This window comes from Enterobacter sp. 186315 (genome assembly GCF_053290175.1).
In genome coordinates, this window is record NZ_JBPTTK010000026.1 from 24,861 (window position 1) to 42,188 (window position 17,328).

The window sequence follows — 17,328 nt, forward strand, 5'->3', positions numbered from 1 at the left end:
GGTTGCAGTTGTGTTAAAAAAGCCGTCAGGCAGGGAGGCCGATATGCCCGTTGATTTTTTGACCACTGAGCAGGTTGAGAGTTATGGCAGGTTCACTGGCGAACCCGATGAACTTCAGCTGGCGCGTTATTTTCATCTTGATGAAGCGGATAAAGAATTTATCGGGAAAAGCCGGGGTGATCACAATCGACTTGGTATTGCCCTGCAAATCGGGTGTGTGCGTTTTCTGGGCACTTTTCTTACTGACATGAATCATATTCCTTCCGGCGTCCGGCATTTTACCGCCAGACAGCTCGGGATTCGTGATATCACCGTTCTTGCAGAATACGGTCAGAGGGAAAATACCCGCCGTGAGCATGCAGCGCTGATACGTCAGCACTATCAGTATCGTGAATTTGCCTGGCCCTGGACATTTCGCCTTACCCGTCTTTTAAGTAAAATCAACGGCTGCATTTACTGCGCATCTGTCCATGCGCGCAAAGCGAGCCAGCTGTCAAAGGACGACGGCGCGGTGGAAACCCTTCTGGCCGTCAGGCCGGGACGCGCCCTGAGCGAGGGGCAGTCTGCGCGCTGGCAGGCGGAAATCAACTATGCGGCGGCGCTGTCGGTCACGCCACCGGCCGCCACGCCGGGCCATCTGGCTGAGCTGGAAAAACAGAAACTGGATACGCTTGAACAGCTCGATCTGCTGCAATCCGCCGCGTTCTTTGCCTGGGCCAACCGTCTGATGTTGACCCTGGGCGAGCCCTGGCTTCCCTGAAAAAATCAGGCCAGCGCCCGCTCGTTGGCCTGACGCTTTTTGGCGCAGAGATGGCCATACATCAACAGCGAGGTCATCGCAGCGAAGGACAACAACGCCGCCGGTAACGTGACATAGCTCCAGCTAAAGCCGAGCGTAATCATCATCCCACCAAAGTATGCCCCTACAGCGCTACCCAGATTAAAGGCCATCTGTCCGCCCGCCGCCCCGAGCATTTCCCCCCCTTTCGCATTCTGCAGCAGAAGAATTTGCAGCGGTGCGGAAAGTGCAAACAGGCCTGCACAGCAGACGAAGCCCATCAACAGCGAGGCCGTTTTCAGTTCGCCAAAGGCGAAAAGCAGCAACAGTGAGGCGACAATGACCATGTCGGTGGTGGCCGCAATGCGCAACGGGCTAAACCGCCCCGAGAGTTTACCGCTCAGCAGATTGCCCAACACCATGCCGAGCCCCATCAGCATCATTATGACGGTCATCATGCCTTCGGAGAAACCCGATACATTGACCATAAACGGCTTAACGAAGCTGAACCACGCGAAGACGCCGGCGTTGCCAAACATGGTGGCGGCGAAAATCAGCCAGGGCTCCGGTTTCTTCAGAAAGTGGAACTGCGCGGTCAATTTGATCTCTGATTTATCGTGCAGAGTGGGCACCCACAGCAACACGGAGAGGATCACCAGCACATCAAAGGCAGCAATCAGGAAAAAGGTATAGCGCCAGCTGTACTCATGCCCAAGCCACGTCCCGAGCGGTACGCCGACAAGATTGGCTACGGTCATTCCGGCGATCATACCGGCCACCGCGACCGTGACTTTTCCCGGCGGCGCAATTTTGGAGAGGATTATCGCCCCTACGCCGAAAATCGCGCCGTGAGGGAATCCGGAAATTAAGCGGCCTGTCGCCAGCCCGACGTAAGAATGTGAAAGGCTGAATAGGGCATTCCCAATGACGCACATCGCCACCAGGAACAATAATGTTGATTTCAGAGAGAACCGGCTGGAAAACAGCGCCACAATCGGTGCGCCTATCACCACGCCGAAGGCGTAAAAGGAGATCATGTTCCCGGCAGAGGGAATCGAAATCCCGGTGTCCTTCGCCAGTTCCGTCAACACGCCCATCACGCCGAATTCGGCCATTCCCAGACCAAACGTACCAAGCGCCAACGAAAAAATTGTTTTTTTCATACCACGACCACGGGTTAACTATTCGCGACGGGCATTATCAAACAATCTGGTATGGTGAGCCAGTTCAAATCCGTTGGCTGACAGGTTAATCCATTCATTCAGGTGAGACTGTGAATACCGTTAGCCTAAAACAGCGATGCCAAGTCGCTCCATCAACTGGGAAACCTGATAGCTGTCCAGTTTGACGCCCTGCAAATCAATACCCCGCACGTCCAGATCACCCAGTTCTGAATTGGTCAGATCGCAGTGGGTAAAATTGGCCGCTCGCCAGTCAAAGGATGAGAACTCGCCCCCAGACAGATCCGAGCCGCTAAAGGTGGCGCCAAGTATCTGCGCGCCGTTCCAGCGGTTTTCCCACAGCTCGCATTTTTCCAGAACCACCTTCGAAAAATTGGCATAGCTCAGGTTGCTTTTTGTGATGTAAGCACAGCAAAACCAGGTACGGGTGGTGATCATGTTCATAAAACTGGCCCCGCGGAAATCGGCCCCTTGCGCCCTGCATTCACGGATTTCGATGCCTAATGCATTTGAATGCCTGAAATCCGCCATCGATAAATCGCAGCTTTTGAAAATAGCATCTTTAAGTTGCGCCCGATTAAAGTTACCGCCCTGCTGGCTTTCCCGGTCATAGAACTGACAGCCGATAAACTCCGAGCTGGTTAAATCCGTACCGGAAAAGTCGCAGTTACGAAAGATTGCATTCTCTATTTTCTCTCCGGTAAAACGGTTACGACCTATTTTTTCGCCTTCAAAAATCAATGCCATGGCACCACCCTGTTTATTTATACAGTCCTTCTCACCATTCTAACCCGTTACCTGATGAAGGGAAACACGCTTATCAGACACGTATGTCAAAAATTCCCGCGAAGGTTGCCGGCCAGCATTACACTTCAAAGTGTTAGTTCCTTCCAGGCACATCACCCGATTCGGAGATGAGGACCTAAATTCCACGTGTGTTTTTTATTAGCTTCAAAAATCACTATTTCACGAAGAATTTAGACTGCTTCTCACACATTGTAACATTATTTACAACCACCTTTCAATCATTTTTGATAAATCATTGATTTCATCTTTGCTGCAATGATACTTAATAAACTCTGCAAGTTATCCACAGAGCAACACTCAATTTTATTGATGATATTCTTATTATACCAGACATTTTTCATACACTCCCTTGTACGGATAGTTTTCCGACAACTTCATGATTACATATCTTGCGGTTTTGATTATTTTTGCTGCAAGAAATACATACTTCAAACGAAAGGTCTTTATTTGCTGTCTGTATTCTGAAGAGTCCAAGGAATCAAACTTGAACAACAAAAATAGGTTATATGAAAGCATCATCATTTGAAACACGGCTTCATTCGCCCAAAATGACTTTAGCAAGAGATGACCCACCGCCATGTCGTATTTGGCTTCTTTGATATAGTTTTCAGCATTACCACGCTTTTCATAGTATATACCTAGATTCTACGTCAGTACTTCAAAAAGCATAATCAAAGCCTTGATAAATATGCATTCCTTCGAAATTCAGCTTTCACCCATTGGGTGAAAGAAAAGTGCTCAAAAATATGTTAAATTATCAGCTTTTATGACTCGATATATGGTAAAATAATAGTAAGAAAAGTAGTAAAAAGGGGTTCTAATTATGATTAATAAAATTGATTTCAAAGCTAAGAATCTAACATCAAATGCAGGTCTTTTTCTGCTCCTTGAGAATGCAAAAAGCAATGGGATTTTTGATTTTATTGAAAATGACCTCGTATTTGATAATGACTCAACAAATAAAATCAAGATGAATCATATAAAGACCATGCTCTGCGGTCACTTCATTGGCATTGATAAGTTAGAACGTCTAAAGCTACTTCAAAATGATCCCCTCGTCAACGAGTTTGATATTTCCGTAAAAGAACCTGAAACAGTGTCACGGTTTCTAGGAAACTTCAACTTCAAGACAACCCAAATGTTTAGAGACATTAATTTTAAAGTCTTTAAAAAACTGCTCACTAAAAGTAAATTGACATCCATTACGATTGATATTGATAGTAGTGTAATTAACGTAGAAGGTCATCAAGAAGGTGCGTCAAAAGGATATAATCCTAAGAAACTGGGAAACCGATGCTACAATATCCAATTTGCATTTTGCGACGAATTAAAAGCATATGTTACCGGATTTGTAAGAAGTGGCAATACTTACACTGCAAACGGTGCTGCGGAAATGATCAAAGAAATTGTTGCTAACATCAAATCAGACGATTTAGAAATTTTATTTCGAATGGATAGTGGCTACTTTGATGAAAAAATTATCGAAACGATAGAATCTCTTGGATGCAAATATTTAATTAAAGCCAAAAGTTATTCTACACTCACCTCACAAGCAACGAATTCATCAATTGTATTCGTTAAAGGAGAAGAAGGTAGAGAAACTACAGAACTGTATACAAAATTAGTTAAATGGGAAAAAGACAGAAGATTTGTCGTATCTCGCGTACTGAAACCAGAAAAAGAAAGAGCACAATTATCACTTTTAGAAGGTTCCGAATACGACTACTTTTTCTTTGTAACAAATACTACCTTGCTTTCTGAAAAAGTAGTTATATTGGATAAGCAACGAACGTCCTGGCCTGCTTTTCGACCTGGCGACAGGGTGGCTTATGCAACATCGTATTATTCTCCCCGGAGCCACCACGCTGACCCGGTTGATTTCAGAGGTAAGGGAAAAGGCGACGTTGCGCCTGTGGAACAAACTGGCACTGATACCGTCAGCCGAACAGCGTTCACAGCTGGAGATGCTGCTGGGGCCAACTGATTGCAGCCGCCTGTCTTTACTGGAATCACTGAAAAAAGGCCCTGTGACCATCAGTGGTCCGGCGTTTAATGAAGCAATTGAACGCTGGAAAACTCTGAACGATTTTGGCCTGCATGCTGAAAACCTGAGTACACTCCCGGCTGTGCGCCTGAAAAATCTCGCACGTTATGCTGGTATGACTTCGGTGTTCAATATTGCCAGGATGTCACCGCAGAAAAGGATGGCGGTTCTGGTTGCCTTTGTCCTTGCATGGGAAACGCTGGCGCTGGATGATGCACTGGACGTTCTGGACGCCATGCTGGCCGTTATCATCCGTGACGCCAGAAAGATTGGGCAGAAAAAACGGCTCCGCTCGCTGAAGGATCTGGATAAATCTGCATTGGCGCTCGCCAGCGCATGTTCGTACTTGCTGAAAGAAGAAACACCGGACGAATCGATTCGTGCTGAGGTGTTCAGCTACATCCCTAGGCAAAAGCTGGCTGAAATCATCACGCTTGTCCGTGAAATTGCCCGGCCCTCAGACGATAATTTTCATGACGAAATGGTGGAGCAGTACGGGCGCGTTCGTCGTTTCCTGCCCCATCTGCTGAATACCGTTAAATTTTCATCCGCACCTGCCGGGGTTACCACTCTGAATGCCTGTGACTACCTCAGCCGGGAGTTCAGCTCACGGCGGCAGTTTTTTGACGACGCACCAACGGAAATCATCAGTCAGTCATGGAAACGGCTGGTGATTAACAAGGAAAAACATATCACCCGAAGGGGATACACGCTCTGCTTTCTCAGTAAACTGCAGGATAGTCTGAGACGGAGGGATGTCTACGTTACCGGCAGTAACCGGTGGGGAGATCCTCGTGCAAGATTACTACAGGGTGCTGACTGGCAGGCAAATCGGATTAAGGTTTATCGTTCTTTGGGGCACCCGACAGACCCGCAGGAAGCAATAAAATCTCTGGGCCATCAGCTTGATAGTCGTTACAGACAGGTTGCTGCACGTCTTGGCGAAAATGAGGCTGTCGAACTCGATGTTTCTGGCCCGAAGCCCCGGTTGACAATTTCTCCCCTCGCCAGTCTTGATGAGCCGGACAGTCTGAAACGACTGAGCAAAATGATCAGTGATCTGCTCCCTCCGGTGGATTTAACGGAGTTGCTGCTCGAAATTAACGCCCATACCGGATTTGCTGATGAGTTTTTCCATGCCAGTGAAGCCAGTGCCAGAGTTGATGATCTGCCCGTCAGCATCAGCGCCGTGCTGATGGCTGAAGCCTGCAATATCGGTCTGGAACCACTGATCAGATCAAATGTTCCTGCACTGACCCGACACCGGCTGAACTGGACAAAAGCGAACTATCTGCGGGCTGAAACTATCACCAGCGCTAATGCCAGACTGGTTGATTTTCAGGCAACGCTGCCACTGGCACAGATATGGGGTGGAGGAGAAGTGGCATCTGCAGATGGAATGCGCTTTGTTACGCCAGTCAGAACAATCAATGCCGGACCGAACCGCAAATACTTTGGTAATAACAGAGGGATCACCTGGTACAACTTTGTGTCCGATCAGTATTCCGGCTTTCATGGCATCGTTATACCGGGGACGCTGAGGGACTCTATCTTTGTGCTGGAAGGCCTTCTGGAACAGGAGACCGGGCTGAATCCAACCGAAATTATGACCGATACGGCAGGTGCCAGCGATCTTGTCTTTGGCCTTTTCTGGCTGCTGGGATACCAGTTTTCTCCACGCCTGGCTGATGCCGGTGCTTCGGTTTTCTGGCGAATGGACCATGATGCCGACTATGGCGTGCTGAATGATATTGCCAGAGGGCAATCAGATCCCCGAAAAATAGTCCTTCAGTGGGACGAAATGATCCGGACCGCAGGCTCCCTGAAGCTGGGCAAAGTACAGGCCTCAGTGCTGGTCCGTTCATTGCTGAAAAGTGAACGTCCCTCCGGACTGACTCAGGCAATCATTGAAGTGGGGCGCATCAACAAAACGCTGTATCTGCTTAATTATATTGATGATGAAGATTACCGCCGGCGCATTCTGACCCAGCTTAATCGGGGAGAAAGCCGTCATGCAGTTGCCAGAGCCATCTGTCACGGTCAAAAAGGTGAGATAAGAAAACGATATACCGACGGTCAGGAAGATCAGTTGGGAGCTCTGGGGCTGGTCACTAACGCCGTCGTGTTATGGAACACTATTTATATGCAGGCAGCTCTGGATCATCTCCGGGCGCAGGGTGAAACACTGAATGATGAAGATATCGCACGCCTCTCCCCGCTTTGCCACGGACATATCAATATGCTCGGCCATTATTCCTTCACGCTGGCAGAACTGGTGACCAAAGGTCATCTGAGACCATTAAAAGAGGCGTCAGAGGCAGAAAACGTTGCTTAACGTGAGTTTTCGTTCCACTGAGCGTCAGACCCCGTAAAGTGCTGGACCTGCCCGCTGAGCCATTTATGACGAAACTTTTTGCCGATAAGTCCATACCCGATGTGATCCTGACGTTGCTGGCCGTCTTTATCCTTGCCCCGCTGAATGAGGAAATCCTGTTCCGTGGTGTCATGCTGAACGTCTTCCGTTCGAGGTACAACTGGACGATGTGGCTGGGCGCGCTGATAACGTCTTTGCTGTTTGCCGCCGTGCATATGCAGTATCAGAACCTGCTGACCCTGGCAGAAATGTTCCTGGTGGGGCTGATTACATCAGCTGCCCGGATCAGAAGTGGCGGCCTGCTGCTGCCGGTATTGCTGCATATGGAAGCTACCGCGCTGGGTTTACTGTTGGGCTGAAAGTTATATTTTTATTAAACATTGTGCGTTAAAGGCTGGTATGTTTTTTTAGTGAATGTTATATTTAAATATAACTTTTATGGAGGGAAAAATGCATACCACTCGACTGAAGAAGGTTGGCGGCTCAGTCATGCTGACCGTCCCACCGGCACTGCTGAATGCGCTGTCGCTGGGTACAGATAATGAAGTTGGCATGGTCATTGATAATGGCCGGCTGATTGTGGAGCCGCACAGACGCCCGCAGTATTCACTGGCTGAGCTGTTGGCACAGTGCGATCCGAACGCTGAAATCTCGGCAGAAGAACGTGAATGGCTGGATGCGCCGGCGGCTGGTCAGGAGGAAATCTGACATGGAAAGAGGGGAAATCTGGCTTGTCTCGCTTGACCCTACCGCAGGTCATGAGCAGCAGGGAACGCGGCCGGTACTGATTGTCACGCCGGCTGCTTTTAACCGCGTGACCCGCCTGCCTGTTGTTGTGCCCGTGACCAGCGGAGGTAATTTTGCCCGCACAGCAGGCTTTGCTGTGTCGCTTGACGGCGCCGGCATACGTACCACCGGCGTTGTGCGTTGCGATCAACCCCGGACGATCGATATGAAAGCCCGCGGCGGCAAACGACTCGAACGGGTGCCAGAGACTATCATGGACGACGTTCTTGGCCGTCTGGCCACCATCCTGACCTGACCCCAGCGTGCCGGCATGAAATATGCCGGCATTGCCTGTTTCCTGAAGCCTGCAATATACTGTATGTATAAACAGTTGTTGGAGGCTAAATTATGGCGCTGGATCTCGTTTATCCCCGGCCTTCAGTGGAAGGTGACGCACTCCCTTTTTTTGCCGAGCCCGTTGCGGCCGGCTTTCCCAGCCCGGCCGCAGGCTATGAGGCCAATGAACTTAACCTGCATGATTACTGCGTGCGGCGTCCGGCCGCAACGTACTTCTTGCGTGTGTCCGGCGATTCTATGCGTGATGCCCGCATTCATGATGGCGATGTGCTGGTCGTCGATCGGGCAGAAGAGCCCCGGCACGGCAGCATCGTGATTGCCAGCATCGATAATGAATTTACGGTCAAGCAGCTGCAGCTCCGCCCTTACCCCTGCCTGATGCCGCTGAATCCGGCTTTTCCGCCAATCAGGTTTGATCCAGAGGCGCTGCAGATATGGGGTGTGGTTACGTTCACTGTCATGAGACACCGCCCGTGTACGCCTTAATCGATGTCAATTCGATGTACTGCAGCTGCGAAGAAGCGTTCCGCCCTGATTTACGAGGTCGCCCTGTGGTCGTTCTCAGCAACAACGACGGGGCGCTTGTTGCGGTCAATCGCGCGGCGAAAGCGCTTGGCGTGCGCCGCGGGGAGCCCTATTTCCGCTGCCGCCGCCTGCTGGAACAGCATAACGTTGCCGTATTCAGTTCCAACTACACCCTTTACGCCTCATTCTCCGCCAGATTTGCAACCGTGGTGGAGAGTCTGGCGCCGCGGACATTTGTTTACTCAATTGATGAGCTCTTTGCGGATGCCTCTCATATGGAGGGAGTGATGACGCCGCAGGCGTTTGGCCAGCTTTTGCGGGCTGAAGTGCTGCGCCAGACAACGCTCACCTGTGGAGTCGGCGTCGCGCCAACGAAGACGCTGGCCAAGCTGTGCAACCATGCCGCAAAGACGTGGCCTGCTACCGGGGGGGTTGTGGCGCTCAGTGATCCTGTAAGACTGAAAAAGCTGATGAGCCTGGTGGCGGCCGGCGATGTGTGGGGCGTTGGCCATCGTACCGAAAAAGGGCTGGCGGCAATGGGGATCAAAACGGCGCTGGCGCTCGCAGAGATGGATATCCGTCTTGCACGCCGGCTGTACGGTGTGACGCTGGAAAGGACCATTCGTGAGCTGCGTGGCGAGGCCTGCTTTGCCCTGGAGGAAGGAACCGGCGCGAAACAGCAGCTTGTTGTATCCCGTTCGTTTGGAGCACGGGTCACGCAACTGGCGCAGATGCAGCAGGCGGTGACTAAATATGCCACACGGGCAGGGGAAAAGTTGCGCCAGGAAAACCGCCTGGCGAAGGTGGTAACGGTCTTTATCCGCAGCAGTGCTTATGACGCCGGCGGTGTGCCCTACAGTAACCAGGCTACGGAAGTGCTTCCCGTGCCAAGCCAGGATACCCGCGACATCATCGCCGCGGCGCAGCTGGGACTGTCGCGTATCTGGCGTGAGGGCGTGCGGTATGCAAAAGCCGGCGTGATGCTCAGCGATCTGCAGGGATATGAAACCCAGCTGGATCTGTTTTCGCCGGCTGCTGTGCGGCCGGGCAGCGAAAAACTGATGGCCACCATCGACAAAATAAACAGGGAAGGAAGGTCAAGGATCTTCTTCGCCGGAGAAGGTATTGATCCGGAATATGCCATGCGCCGTGAAATGTTGTCCCCGGCCTACACCACGCAGTGGAAGGATATTCCCGCGGCGTTTATGCGATAACAGCGATGTGCAGCCGCTCTTGACGGCGGCTTGTTTTCCCTGGTGTCGGGAACATTAAAACCTCTCCTTACTGCCCGCGTGATAGGGTTGTATTTCCGGCTAATTCCAGATAGTCCCGGCCCTTATCGTGGTGCATAGCCCTCTTCAGCCAGTGCTTTCATGATCTGGTTGATTCCATCCATCATCAGATATGCCTCAATATCTGACGTCGCCAGGCCGCGGCAGTCACTGAATCCCAGACGCTTAACCAGTTGCGCCAGAGCCTGCGCTTCTCTGTGTGTCAGTTGTATATTCACTTCAACGGGTTTTTCGTGGCGAATTTCATCTTTCATGGTCAGAGTCCTTTTTTGATGTTTCGTGAAATGTACCAGGCTTCTTTTGCCTGAGCTACAGCCCAGATCCAGACGAGAGTTGACACAATGCACAGCCCCGTCATGTTCCAGAAATGACCTGTCGTATATTCATGGCTATGAAGCAGGAGGCCGGCGCCGGCCGCCAGGCTCATGACCAGGAAAAGGACGGCTGCGCCGGCGTGATAAATGATGCTGAACATGTAAAACCCCCTTCTGGCGACGGTAGCGCCAGTCTCTGTCTGTATTAAATGGTCGCCGCCTGCCGGGCGTCTGCCTGCATCATGGCGTCAATCAGGGCGCCGGCGCAGGCAATATTCAGGCACGTCATGTTCGATTTCAGGGTCGCCATCATGTCCGCGCGGCTTCTTTTCAGAAACGGCTGCAGCGGACCACGATAGCCCTGTGAGGTCACGATAATCAGCTGAGTGGCCGCATCATGCAGTGCCGGCACGCCGGCCAGAATATCCTGCTCAGCCGCGCTGATATACACGGGTGAACCGGCGATCACAAAGCGCTCGTCCGGGCAGCGTTGCATCAGCTCAGCCAGGGAGGCGCAGCGGCCAGCCAGCGGGGGCCGTGCCGTCAGTGAGCCCCAGACGGTCGCCGGCGCGAAGGGCATGGCGTGAAACGTTGCCTCATACGCGACCGCCGGATCGGTATGGTGGCGCAGCCCCAGACCGGCCGACATGGCCCACAGCTCGATGCCCGGCCACCGCGCCGCGATACCGCGGGCACGCAGCCAGTGTGCGCCCCGGTAAAGCTCTCCCGTTTCCAGCACCCTGCCAGGACGGCGGGCAGCCTGGGCGATCAGCCTGTACCAGCCGTCAAAGGCGTCATCAAGGGAAGTGTCGCCCGGAAAAACGGTATCCTCCACGCTGCCCGCCTTGCGCCGGGTACAGGTGGTGATGAGGTGAAGACGTCTGTTCATTCAGGGCCTCCCGGCTCTGGTGCGTCTGTGCGGTTCGCCGGGCCGCCGGGCACGAATATCGGGCAGACCCCGGCAGGCATCGTTCCAGTGCGTGCCCCGTTCGGGGTTATTGGCCAGCTTACTGATCCAGGTTTCTGACACATTCCAGCGGCGGGCCAGCTCCTTCTGCTTCCAGCCTTTCGCCCTGAGCAGCGCCCGCCACTCCTGCGGGGAAAGCGGCGCCGCCGTGATGCCGGCCGCATGACAGGTCGTTTTCATCGCGTATGCTCCCGGCCCTAATCCTGCCCCGGCCGTGCCGGCTGGATTTGACGCAGTATTGTTGTTGCCTGCCATCCCGTAAACCCGAAGGTATCGGCCAGTTCGCCGGGCAGTGACGCGGCCAGGCGCGGCAGTTCGTCCGGGGATTCATTGTGAAAGACAAAACTGACCCCCTCATCCCTGATGCGCGACATCAACATTGCAATAAGCCGGTGCGGTCCCTCATGGCTGGCGTATTCCGTGACCTTTTCAGTAAACCGCCGGGGATTGCTGCAGCTGATACCCCGGTCGGCCAGGAACGCCAGAAAGCGCTGCAGGAAACCGGGGAGATCCCTGGCGGTCAGGGCGGGTTTCAGCACCGCTTCTGCCTGGGCCTGTGTGAAGCCAAACGCCGCCGCCAGCTCAGGGGAAAAGTCCGGCGTGTCAGCGCTGGCCTCAAAAATGACGCCATCGTTTATGGCCTGCTGCATGTCCGGGGGCATATTCCCGATCATATTTTCACGCACGCCCCATGCACGGCCGGCGCTTTCGGTCAGTCTCTGCGGATCGCTGCAGCTGACGCCCCGCTCCGCCAGGAACGTCAGGAAACGCTGCAGGACGGCGGCGCCGATCTCGCCGGAGACGGGCGCTTCCCCGGAGGGATAGAAGACCCTGACGTTGGTGTTATCCAGTAAGGCCTGTTCAGCGCCGGCGCCGGACCCGGTGCTTTTTCCGCTCCGCCAGGCCGTATTATTTCGACTGACGATGGCAGGATCGACATGTTCGCTGTCCACGATGCTGTTAATGAACGTCACTGACTGTTCTTCGCTGAAATCAAAGTCGCGCTGTAACAGGGACAGCAGCCTGTCATGCCAGTCATCTTTCACGCGACTGGCGGCATTAACCATGAACGTGACGTTCAGTACACCGGCCAGTAAACAGGCAGCCTGGTCGGCCACATACAGGCTGAAGTACTCCAGTACCGCCTGTTCAAATGCAGCGGGATCGCAGCAGACCACTTCCACAGCTCCCAGCGACTGCAGAAACCGCCGGGTGTTTTCGGTCACAGCGTCGGCGGGATTGAGGGCGATGGCGCGGCCGCGCTGTGACTGGATGTCAAATGTGACGATACGCTCCGTGACGGGCATCCGGCCGTGATCGGCGATGAAGCGGTAAAGCTGCTCCACTGCTTCCGTGGCGGTCATGCCCATTGCCTCCAGACGCAGTTCGGCGCGTTTCTTCAGCTGCTCATCGAGACGCACGGTCAGCTGGGCGTTTTTGGCCCGCTTTTTACGTTCAAAAAAACCGGTCATGCTCCTTCCTTTTTGTACAGTCATTTGGCTTTACATAATGTACAGCCATTTGTACCGCACTTTTGCGCGCGGGACCACATTTTTTCACCGTTGCGGTTTAGCGGTATTCTCCGCAGCGCCGCCACTTATCCACCGTTTCTGTGGATAACGCTATATGTAGTGGCTCCGTCAGCTGAGAACGGCACAAGATATGGTGCCCGCGCACGGCAACCGTGCGACCGTCCCCCTGCCTTCCTCTCCCTGTTGATTTCGCTTTTTTCGGTATTTACGTTTTTTCCGCAATGGCGGCACCGGCGAAAAGGTATTTTCCGGTGGTTGCAGGCGTAAAAGTCACAAGGTGAAAAGATAAGGGGGCGAATCATCCGGCGGGGTAAATCGTGCGGTCGTCATGCAGCGTGATGATTACCGGTGTGTCGCTTCATTGAATTAGCTTTTAGTGCTAAATCTAAATATTTATAATATACGCATGAAACCTAATTTATTAGAGTATGGTTATTCAGTAAACAACGGCAAGCGGAGTGAACGGGATGGAATATGAAGCGTACAAGGTTCGCGGCTACGGCTTCGGACTGAAGAAAGAGATCACCGGCGTGCTGGGTCGTTACCCCACGCAGGAAGAGGCGCAGAAGGTCGCGGACGACTACACGCAGGCCTGCCTGCGGGATAACCTGCCGGACAGTTACGATATGGGCATGGTCCGGCCGGTCGCTGCCGGCGAACCTGCTGCCCTCGATCCGGACGTGTTTCGCGGTCCGGGCGCGCCGTTCCTGATGGATGCCGGCCAGATAACCACGGGTCACACGGTATGCCTGGGCAAAGCAGCGGATGGAAAACGGTTTTATTTTGGCGGGGAGCATTCCGATGGCCACCAAACATATAAATGATGAGCTCTGGAATCGCATTGAGGCGCTGACCGTCAAAGCGAACACCATGCATGGGCTGCTGCGGCCGATTAAAGAGGCTGAAGTACTGCATCTTGTCCTGCAGCGTGGCCTGGAGCTGCTTACGGACGACGATCTGCTGCAGCTGGGCAAGTACCGGCGGCCGATTGGATTCGTGCTGCGTCGGCCGGGCATGGAGATGCTGAAGCTGGATACTCTGAGTATGGCTGACGCCGCTACTATCCTCATGCGCAGCGGACCGGCAACGCTGTGCATCTGGAGTCGTGACGATATCCTGCGTCAGGCCGGTGAAGATGTGATCCGCGAACGACTGCCGGATGCAGCCCTGCTGTCGGAGGGGGATGACCGGGCCCGGTTCCAGACGCTGCTGCCCGGATTCTGGAACGCCGCGCACCGGGGGGAAACGGCCGTGATTTCCCTGCGGGCTGACAGTGCGGATTACGCGATTGCGCGTATAACCGATCTGATGTGTGAAGCCCTACTGGGTTATAAAGGGCAGCGGGCCTGGCGGCCAGCTGAAGACGAACAGGGGGAATAACATGGTGACTCAGCCTATGGTGCTTCTGGGCGCGGTACACCCCGTAGCGGGTTATCTCTTCCTGGAAGTGATCCCTGACAGTGAGGTTGGCTTCGTTGATATATATCAGCTGACCGACCGTCTTTATGTTGGCGATTATCTGGTCATTAACAATCCGGAATGGCGGCGGCGTGAACCTGCATTTGACGGCCGGCCGTGGGATGAATGGGTGATCCGTGAACACCTGTCCCGCATAGACTGGTATTCGAATGACACCATTCTGAGGTTATGTCAGAGGCACAATCTGTCATGTGCTGACCTGCAAAAGTGGGGAGAAAACGTGGCACGCTGGAAGGATGTACCGGTGATGGTAGCGCGTGAAGAAGACGACGTGTCCATCACACTTCTTTCAGGGTTTACAGATAACTGATGATGCATACACAAAAGGCGTCCAACTGGTGAGGAAGGGCGCCTTTTAATTATAGACCTTTTTATTACTTAACTTTCTGTCGGAGTAAACGGAAAATTAATCTGTTAATCACTGCGAGTATAAATCCCCGATAAGCGTGGTGCAACGCCCTATCAGAAGTAACCGCCGGTGGTTGAATCCAGTGCCCTGAACAGGCTGTCCTGGGCTGCTTCCAGCAGACGACCTGGCAGACGGAGTTCATTCACGCGGTAACTCTGCCCGGTCTGTGTGGTCACTGTGAGGTAATACTGATCGTCAAACTGCTGACCGGCACCGATATGCACGATGGTGGCCGTGTCGATCCAGCACAGGTTTGTGCCTTCCGCGTCCTCAAGTGGTTTGATTCGGCCTTTCAGCCACTTCTGCGGGCGACCCGGCCGGCATTTGATCGTGATGCCGTGCTTATAGCCGCGGGTTCTGGCCACAAAGGCCGCTATTTTATCTTTATCCAGTTCCTGCGCCGGGGTGAGCTTACTGAAACTGGACGGAGAGAAGTTATACTGCAATTCTTCAAACAGGTTCAGGTACGTGGCTTCATCATCCAGATTGTCCCCGCGTTCTTTCAGCATGGAGCCCCAGATCCTCTCCATTTCGCCCTTCAGCGCCAGTTTAACCGCCTCAAATTCTTCCTGATGTTCATCGTAGTAGTTGATATCCATCGTGTCTCCTGTTGTGTTTATGGCGAATTTGCGGAATTAATATACATAAAAAATGTTCAAATATGAACATTTTCAGGCTATAAATACAGGCAGATTATAACAGGCCAGTCCACCAGGATTCGGCCAGGAGCTGAGTACGCATGATAAAGAAACCACTTATTGCCGGCATCATGCTGGTTGTGGCGCACACCGCCGGCGCTGCGCAGGGTGATGATACCAATCTGCAGCAGATTTATACCGAGGCGGGCATTCAGGGGATATGCAGCGCCGGGATGCTGGCTGTGCCGGAAGGGGCCAGGGATGAAGTTGTCCCGCAGAACGTCAGACACCTCCTGGTTCAGTGTGCCTATTTCGACGAGCAGCAGTTGCGCCGGCGTGCCGGCCTGCCGGCTCAGACATTTAGCCACTGGCGTGACCGCAATGCGGTCCTTAATCTGTCGTCTGACCAGGTATCTGATGCGCTCTGGCTGTCAGCGTGGCGTGATTTCCGGGCACAACTGGCCTCGGCCTACCCGGCCCCGGCGGAAAAAAAGGCACAGGGGAAAGAGGCCGTACCCGCCGGCACGAAGCCCGGCACTGAGCATGGGAGTGCGGCGGATTGACCGGCTTTGACTTGATCCTGTGGCGACGGGGCCTGAACTGGACCCAGGAACGCGCCGCGGCTGAGCTCGGTATCAGCCGTACCAGCCTGGTAAAATATGAGGACGGTGAGACAGTACCCCGGACCATACAACTTGCCACCGTCGCGCTGACGCTGAAAGCGGAATGGCCCACCCTGAAAACCATGAGCAAAGACAGGCTGCTGCGGCAGCTGAAGTATGAAGTGCTGAGGATCGATAATGAATGAGTCCATCCATGTTGTCGGCTCTTTTATCCTTGCGGGTATCCTGCTGTATGGCCTCTGGCTGGGTACACGGCGACGCCGGCGCCGGCACGAACGGAAACAGGCCAGCGCGGTACGTGTGATCGATAAAATTAATACGTTTCCGCATTTCGGGCAGAAAATTGCCTATCTGCGCAAGATTGACCCGTTTGTGTTCGAAGAGCTGCTGCTTGAAGGCTTTGAACGCCGAGGCTTTGAAGTGATCCGTAACCGCCGGTATACCGGTGACGGCGGGATTGATGGCCGTGTGAAGATTGATGGCCAGACCTGGCTTATCCAGGCCAAACGCTATACCAGCTATATTGCCGTTGGCCACGTCCGTGACTTCAGCGACCTGCTGAACGCCACCGGTGCCCGCGGTTTTTTCTGCCATACCGGCAAAACGCGCGAAGGAACCAAATCGCTCATTCGCGGAGACAGCCGTATGATCCTGGTCAGTGGCCAGAAGCTGCTAGACCTTATTGCCACCGATGCGCCGTTTATCCCGTATCCGGGATACCGGCCACCGGCCGAAATGGTTCAACCTGAACAGGAGACAACATGAAATTCAAAGGATACGTCGCCGCCCTGCCGGCACTGTTGCTGACAGGGTGCGCCATGCTCCCCGGACAGCCCACCGATTATGACCGCTTCTGTAACGTCTCAGGCATCGCCAGCCACGGCGAAACCTACCGTGTCAGTGACAGCCAGGATTTCTGGTTAACCCCGAACGGCCGCTATCTCAGCCAGGCTGAGTACAGCAGTCCGGCTGATACGCTTCAGAAACTGACGGGTGTGGTCAGTGGTGAAGATCCTGACCAGGTGCGGAAGAACGCCGTCAGGGTAAGGGTGTTCCGCGTCGAGAGTGAAAACAGCCATAAAGGTGCGTGCCTGCCTGTGCGTTATGACGATAATGGCGCACAGCGTAAAATGGATTCACTGACTAACGGCCGCCGTATGGTGGTATTCAGTGAAGATGAAGGTCAGTCTGGTCAGCAGATTTACAACAAAAGTCGTGGTACAGGATTCAGTTACAGGTTGTTATGAGTGGATTGAAAGGCCGCCGAATCAGCGCGGATATG

General features: G+C 53.3%; 19 protein-coding genes and 6 pseudogenes. 16 read left to right on the forward strand and 9 right to left on the reverse strand.

The window, feature by feature from the left end; all coding sequences use genetic code 11:
* Window positions 1-43: 43 nt before the first annotated feature.
* Together ACSVHP_RS20570 and ACSVHP_RS20575 are read left to right on the forward strand one after the other, a co-directional pair.
* Window positions 44-433: pseudogene (locus ACSVHP_RS20570) on the forward strand (DUF4158 domain-containing protein); the annotation flags it as partial.
* Window positions 434-760: pseudogene (locus ACSVHP_RS20575) on the forward strand (alkylhydroperoxidase domain protein); the annotation flags it as partial.
* Between the two features lie 5 nt (window positions 761-765).
* On the opposite strand, the gene araJ reads toward ACSVHP_RS20575, so the two are convergent.
* The 3 genes and pseudogenes from araJ to ACSVHP_RS20590 all read right to left on the reverse strand — a co-directional run.
* The gene (araJ, locus tag ACSVHP_RS20580) at window positions 766-1,941 is read right to left on the reverse strand and encodes an MFS transporter AraJ (RefSeq protein ID WP_061586621.1); all 1,176 of its coding nucleotides are present in this window, start codon (window positions 1,939-1,941) and stop codon (window positions 766-768) included.
* 120 nt (window positions 1,942-2,061) lie between these two features.
* On the reverse strand, window positions 2,062-2,706 hold the full coding sequence (locus ACSVHP_RS20585) for a quinolone resistance pentapeptide repeat protein QnrE1 (RefSeq protein WP_061586512.1): 645 nt from the start codon (window positions 2,704-2,706) through the stop codon (window positions 2,062-2,064).
* A 381-nt stretch (window positions 2,707-3,087) separates the two neighbouring features.
* Window positions 3,088-3,402: pseudogene (locus ACSVHP_RS20590) on the reverse strand (transposase); the annotation flags it as partial.
* Between the two features lie 187 nt (window positions 3,403-3,589).
* Between ACSVHP_RS20590 and ACSVHP_RS20595 the strand changes: the two are divergent.
* From ACSVHP_RS20595 to umuC, 7 genes and pseudogenes are all read left to right on the forward strand, one after another.
* Window positions 3,590-4,555 (forward strand): annotated as a pseudogene (locus ACSVHP_RS20595) (IS1380-like element ISEcp1 family transposase); the annotation flags it as partial.
* Window positions 4,542-7,112 (forward strand): annotated as a pseudogene (locus tag ACSVHP_RS20600) (Tn3-like element Tn3 family transposase); the annotation flags it as partial. The pseudogenes ACSVHP_RS20595 and ACSVHP_RS20600, both read left to right, overlap by 14 nt.
* A 68-nt stretch (window positions 7,113-7,180) precedes the next feature.
* Window positions 7,181-7,543: pseudogene (locus tag ACSVHP_RS20605) on the forward strand (CPBP family intramembrane glutamic endopeptidase); the annotation flags it as partial.
* Window positions 7,544-7,634: 91 nt separating this feature from the next.
* A complete protein-coding gene (pemI, locus tag ACSVHP_RS20610) occupies window positions 7,635-7,892 on the forward strand; it encodes a type II toxin-antitoxin system antitoxin PemI (protein ID WP_004187429.1) in 258 nt (85 codons plus the stop codon).
* A gap of 1 nt (window position 7,893) precedes the next feature.
* Window positions 7,894-8,226, forward strand: a complete 333-nt coding sequence (gene pemK-mt, locus ACSVHP_RS20615; RefSeq protein WP_004187427.1) for a type II toxin-antitoxin system toxin endoribonuclease PemK-mt — start codon at window positions 7,894-7,896, stop codon at window positions 8,224-8,226.
* A 92-nt stretch (window positions 8,227-8,318) separates the two neighbouring features.
* Entirely contained in the window at window positions 8,319-8,753 is a 435-nt protein-coding gene (locus tag ACSVHP_RS20620) for a LexA family protein (protein ID WP_004187425.1), read from the forward strand.
* Window positions 8,741-10,006, forward strand: coding sequence for a translesion error-prone DNA polymerase V subunit UmuC (umuC, locus tag ACSVHP_RS20625; RefSeq protein ID WP_024190314.1), 1,266 nt, complete (start codon window positions 8,741-8,743; stop codon window positions 10,004-10,006). The genes ACSVHP_RS20620 and umuC overlap by 13 nt, the downstream gene beginning before the upstream one ends.
* Before the next feature lie 122 nt (window positions 10,007-10,128).
* Here the strand turns inward: umuC and ACSVHP_RS20630 are convergent, their stop codons facing one another.
* The 5 genes from ACSVHP_RS20630 to ACSVHP_RS20650 are packed head-to-tail and all read right to left on the reverse strand — an operon-like array spanning window position 10,129 to window position 12,837.
* The gene (locus ACSVHP_RS20630; RefSeq protein ID WP_004187413.1) at window positions 10,129-10,338 is read right to left on the reverse strand and encodes a DUF7706 family protein; all 210 of its coding nucleotides are present in this window, start codon (window positions 10,336-10,338) and stop codon (window positions 10,129-10,131) included.
* Window positions 10,339-10,340: 2 nt separating this feature from the next.
* Complete coding sequence (locus tag ACSVHP_RS20635) at window positions 10,341-10,559, reverse strand: hypothetical protein (RefSeq protein ID WP_004187411.1); 219 nt, start codon at window positions 10,557-10,559, stop codon at window positions 10,341-10,343.
* A gap of 44 nt (window positions 10,560-10,603) precedes the next feature.
* Window positions 10,604-11,287 (reverse strand): hypothetical protein, encoded by a 684-nt coding sequence (locus tag ACSVHP_RS20640; protein ID WP_004206893.1) that lies wholly within the window; start codon window positions 11,285-11,287, stop codon window positions 10,604-10,606.
* Complete coding sequence (locus ACSVHP_RS20645) at window positions 11,288-11,545, reverse strand: helix-turn-helix domain-containing protein (RefSeq protein ID WP_004206894.1); 258 nt, start codon at window positions 11,543-11,545, stop codon at window positions 11,288-11,290.
* 17 nt (window positions 11,546-11,562) lie between these two features.
* Window positions 11,563-12,837 carry a type II toxin-antitoxin system RelB/DinJ family antitoxin gene (locus ACSVHP_RS20650; protein ID WP_004206895.1) on the reverse strand — a complete coding sequence of 425 codons (1,275 nt, stop codon included), beginning with the start codon at window positions 12,835-12,837 and terminating at the stop codon, window positions 11,563-11,565.
* Window positions 12,838-13,364: 527 nt separating this feature from the next.
* Between ACSVHP_RS20650 and ACSVHP_RS20655 the strand changes: the two genes are divergently transcribed.
* From ACSVHP_RS20655 to ACSVHP_RS20665, 3 genes are read left to right on the forward strand one after another with little or no spacing between them, the layout of a single operon-like run.
* Window positions 13,365-13,721, forward strand: coding sequence for a hypothetical protein (locus ACSVHP_RS20655; protein WP_004206896.1), 357 nt, complete (start codon window positions 13,365-13,367; stop codon window positions 13,719-13,721).
* Complete coding sequence (locus tag ACSVHP_RS20660; RefSeq protein ID WP_015062853.1) at window positions 13,699-14,277, forward strand: hypothetical protein; 579 nt, start codon at window positions 13,699-13,701, stop codon at window positions 14,275-14,277. Before ACSVHP_RS20655 ends, ACSVHP_RS20660 begins: the two co-directional genes overlap by 23 nt.
* A gap of 1 nt (window position 14,278) precedes the next feature.
* Window positions 14,279-14,686 (forward strand): hypothetical protein, encoded by a 408-nt coding sequence (locus ACSVHP_RS20665; protein ID WP_004206898.1) that lies wholly within the window; start codon window positions 14,279-14,281, stop codon window positions 14,684-14,686.
* A 152-nt stretch (window positions 14,687-14,838) separates the two neighbouring features.
* Here ACSVHP_RS20665 and ACSVHP_RS20670 read toward each other — a convergent pair whose 3' ends face one another.
* The gene (locus tag ACSVHP_RS20670) at window positions 14,839-15,384 is read right to left on the reverse strand and encodes a hypothetical protein (RefSeq protein ID WP_004206899.1); all 546 of its coding nucleotides are present in this window, start codon (window positions 15,382-15,384) and stop codon (window positions 14,839-14,841) included.
* A gap of 140 nt (window positions 15,385-15,524) precedes the next feature.
* Here ACSVHP_RS20670 and ACSVHP_RS20675 point away from each other — a divergent pair, with 140 nt between their 5' ends.
* The 4 genes from ACSVHP_RS20675 to ACSVHP_RS20690 are packed head-to-tail and all read left to right on the forward strand — an operon-like array spanning window position 15,525 to window position 17,293.
* Window positions 15,525-15,986 (forward strand): hypothetical protein, encoded by a 462-nt coding sequence (locus ACSVHP_RS20675; RefSeq protein WP_015586036.1) that lies wholly within the window; start codon window positions 15,525-15,527, stop codon window positions 15,984-15,986.
* Window positions 15,983-16,231 (forward strand): helix-turn-helix domain-containing protein, encoded by a 249-nt coding sequence (locus tag ACSVHP_RS20680; RefSeq protein WP_004187394.1) that lies wholly within the window; start codon window positions 15,983-15,985, stop codon window positions 16,229-16,231. The genes ACSVHP_RS20675 and ACSVHP_RS20680 overlap by 4 nt, the downstream gene beginning before the upstream one ends.
* Window positions 16,224-16,811, forward strand: coding sequence for a restriction endonuclease (locus ACSVHP_RS20685; protein WP_004206901.1), 588 nt, complete (start codon window positions 16,224-16,226; stop codon window positions 16,809-16,811). The genes ACSVHP_RS20680 and ACSVHP_RS20685 overlap by 8 nt, the downstream gene beginning before the upstream one ends.
* Window positions 16,808-17,293 (forward strand): hypothetical protein, encoded by a 486-nt coding sequence (locus ACSVHP_RS20690; protein WP_004187390.1) that lies wholly within the window; start codon window positions 16,808-16,810, stop codon window positions 17,291-17,293. Before ACSVHP_RS20685 ends, ACSVHP_RS20690 begins: the two co-directional genes overlap by 4 nt.
* The last annotated feature ends 35 nt before the right edge of the window (window positions 17,294-17,328 follow it).

What these genes read in the sequence shown, in the direction of transcription:
- ACSVHP_RS20635 (WP_004187411.1), bottom strand. Translation starts at nt 10,559, where the DNA reads ATGTTCAGCATCATTTATCACGCCGGCGCAGCCGTCCTTTTCCTGGTC.
- ACSVHP_RS20690 (WP_004187390.1), top strand. Translation starts at nt 16,808, where the DNA reads ATGAAATTCAAAGGATACGTCGCCGCCCTGCCGGCACTGTTGCTGACA.
- ACSVHP_RS20675 (WP_015586036.1), top strand. Translation starts at nt 15,525, where the DNA reads ATGATAAAGAAACCACTTATTGCCGGCATCATGCTGGTTGTGGCGCAC.
- ACSVHP_RS20670 (WP_004206899.1), bottom strand. Translation starts at nt 15,384, where the DNA reads ATGGATATCAACTACTACGATGAACATCAGGAAGAATTTGAGGCGGTT.
- ACSVHP_RS20630 (WP_004187413.1), bottom strand. Translation starts at nt 10,338, where the DNA reads ATGAAAGATGAAATTCGCCACGAAAAACCCGTTGAAGTGAATATACAA.
- araJ (WP_061586621.1), bottom strand. Translation starts at nt 1,941, where the DNA reads ATGAAAAAAACAATTTTTTCGTTGGCGCTTGGTACGTTTGGTCTGGGA.
- ACSVHP_RS20620 (WP_004187425.1), top strand. Translation starts at nt 8,319, where the DNA reads ATGGCGCTGGATCTCGTTTATCCCCGGCCTTCAGTGGAAGGTGACGCA.
- ACSVHP_RS20640 (WP_004206893.1), bottom strand. Translation starts at nt 11,287, where the DNA reads ATGAACAGACGTCTTCACCTCATCACCACCTGTACCCGGCGCAAGGCG.
- ACSVHP_RS20660 (WP_015062853.1), top strand. Translation starts at nt 13,699, where the DNA reads ATGGCCACCAAACATATAAATGATGAGCTCTGGAATCGCATTGAGGCG.
- ACSVHP_RS20655 (WP_004206896.1), top strand. Translation starts at nt 13,365, where the DNA reads ATGGAATATGAAGCGTACAAGGTTCGCGGCTACGGCTTCGGACTGAAG.
- ACSVHP_RS20585 (WP_061586512.1), bottom strand. Translation starts at nt 2,706, where the DNA reads ATGGCATTGATTTTTGAAGGCGAAAAAATAGGTCGTAACCGTTTTACC.
- pemK-mt (WP_004187427.1), top strand. Translation starts at nt 7,894, where the DNA reads ATGGAAAGAGGGGAAATCTGGCTTGTCTCGCTTGACCCTACCGCAGGT.
- pemI (WP_004187429.1), top strand. Translation starts at nt 7,635, where the DNA reads ATGCATACCACTCGACTGAAGAAGGTTGGCGGCTCAGTCATGCTGACC.
- ACSVHP_RS20650 (WP_004206895.1), bottom strand. Translation starts at nt 12,837, where the DNA reads ATGACCGGTTTTTTTGAACGTAAAAAGCGGGCCAAAAACGCCCAGCTG.
- ACSVHP_RS20685 (WP_004206901.1), top strand. Translation starts at nt 16,224, where the DNA reads ATGAATGAGTCCATCCATGTTGTCGGCTCTTTTATCCTTGCGGGTATC.
- ACSVHP_RS20665 (WP_004206898.1), top strand. Translation starts at nt 14,279, where the DNA reads ATGGTGACTCAGCCTATGGTGCTTCTGGGCGCGGTACACCCCGTAGCG.
- ACSVHP_RS20645 (WP_004206894.1), bottom strand. Translation starts at nt 11,545, where the DNA reads ATGAAAACGACCTGTCATGCGGCCGGCATCACGGCGGCGCCGCTTTCC.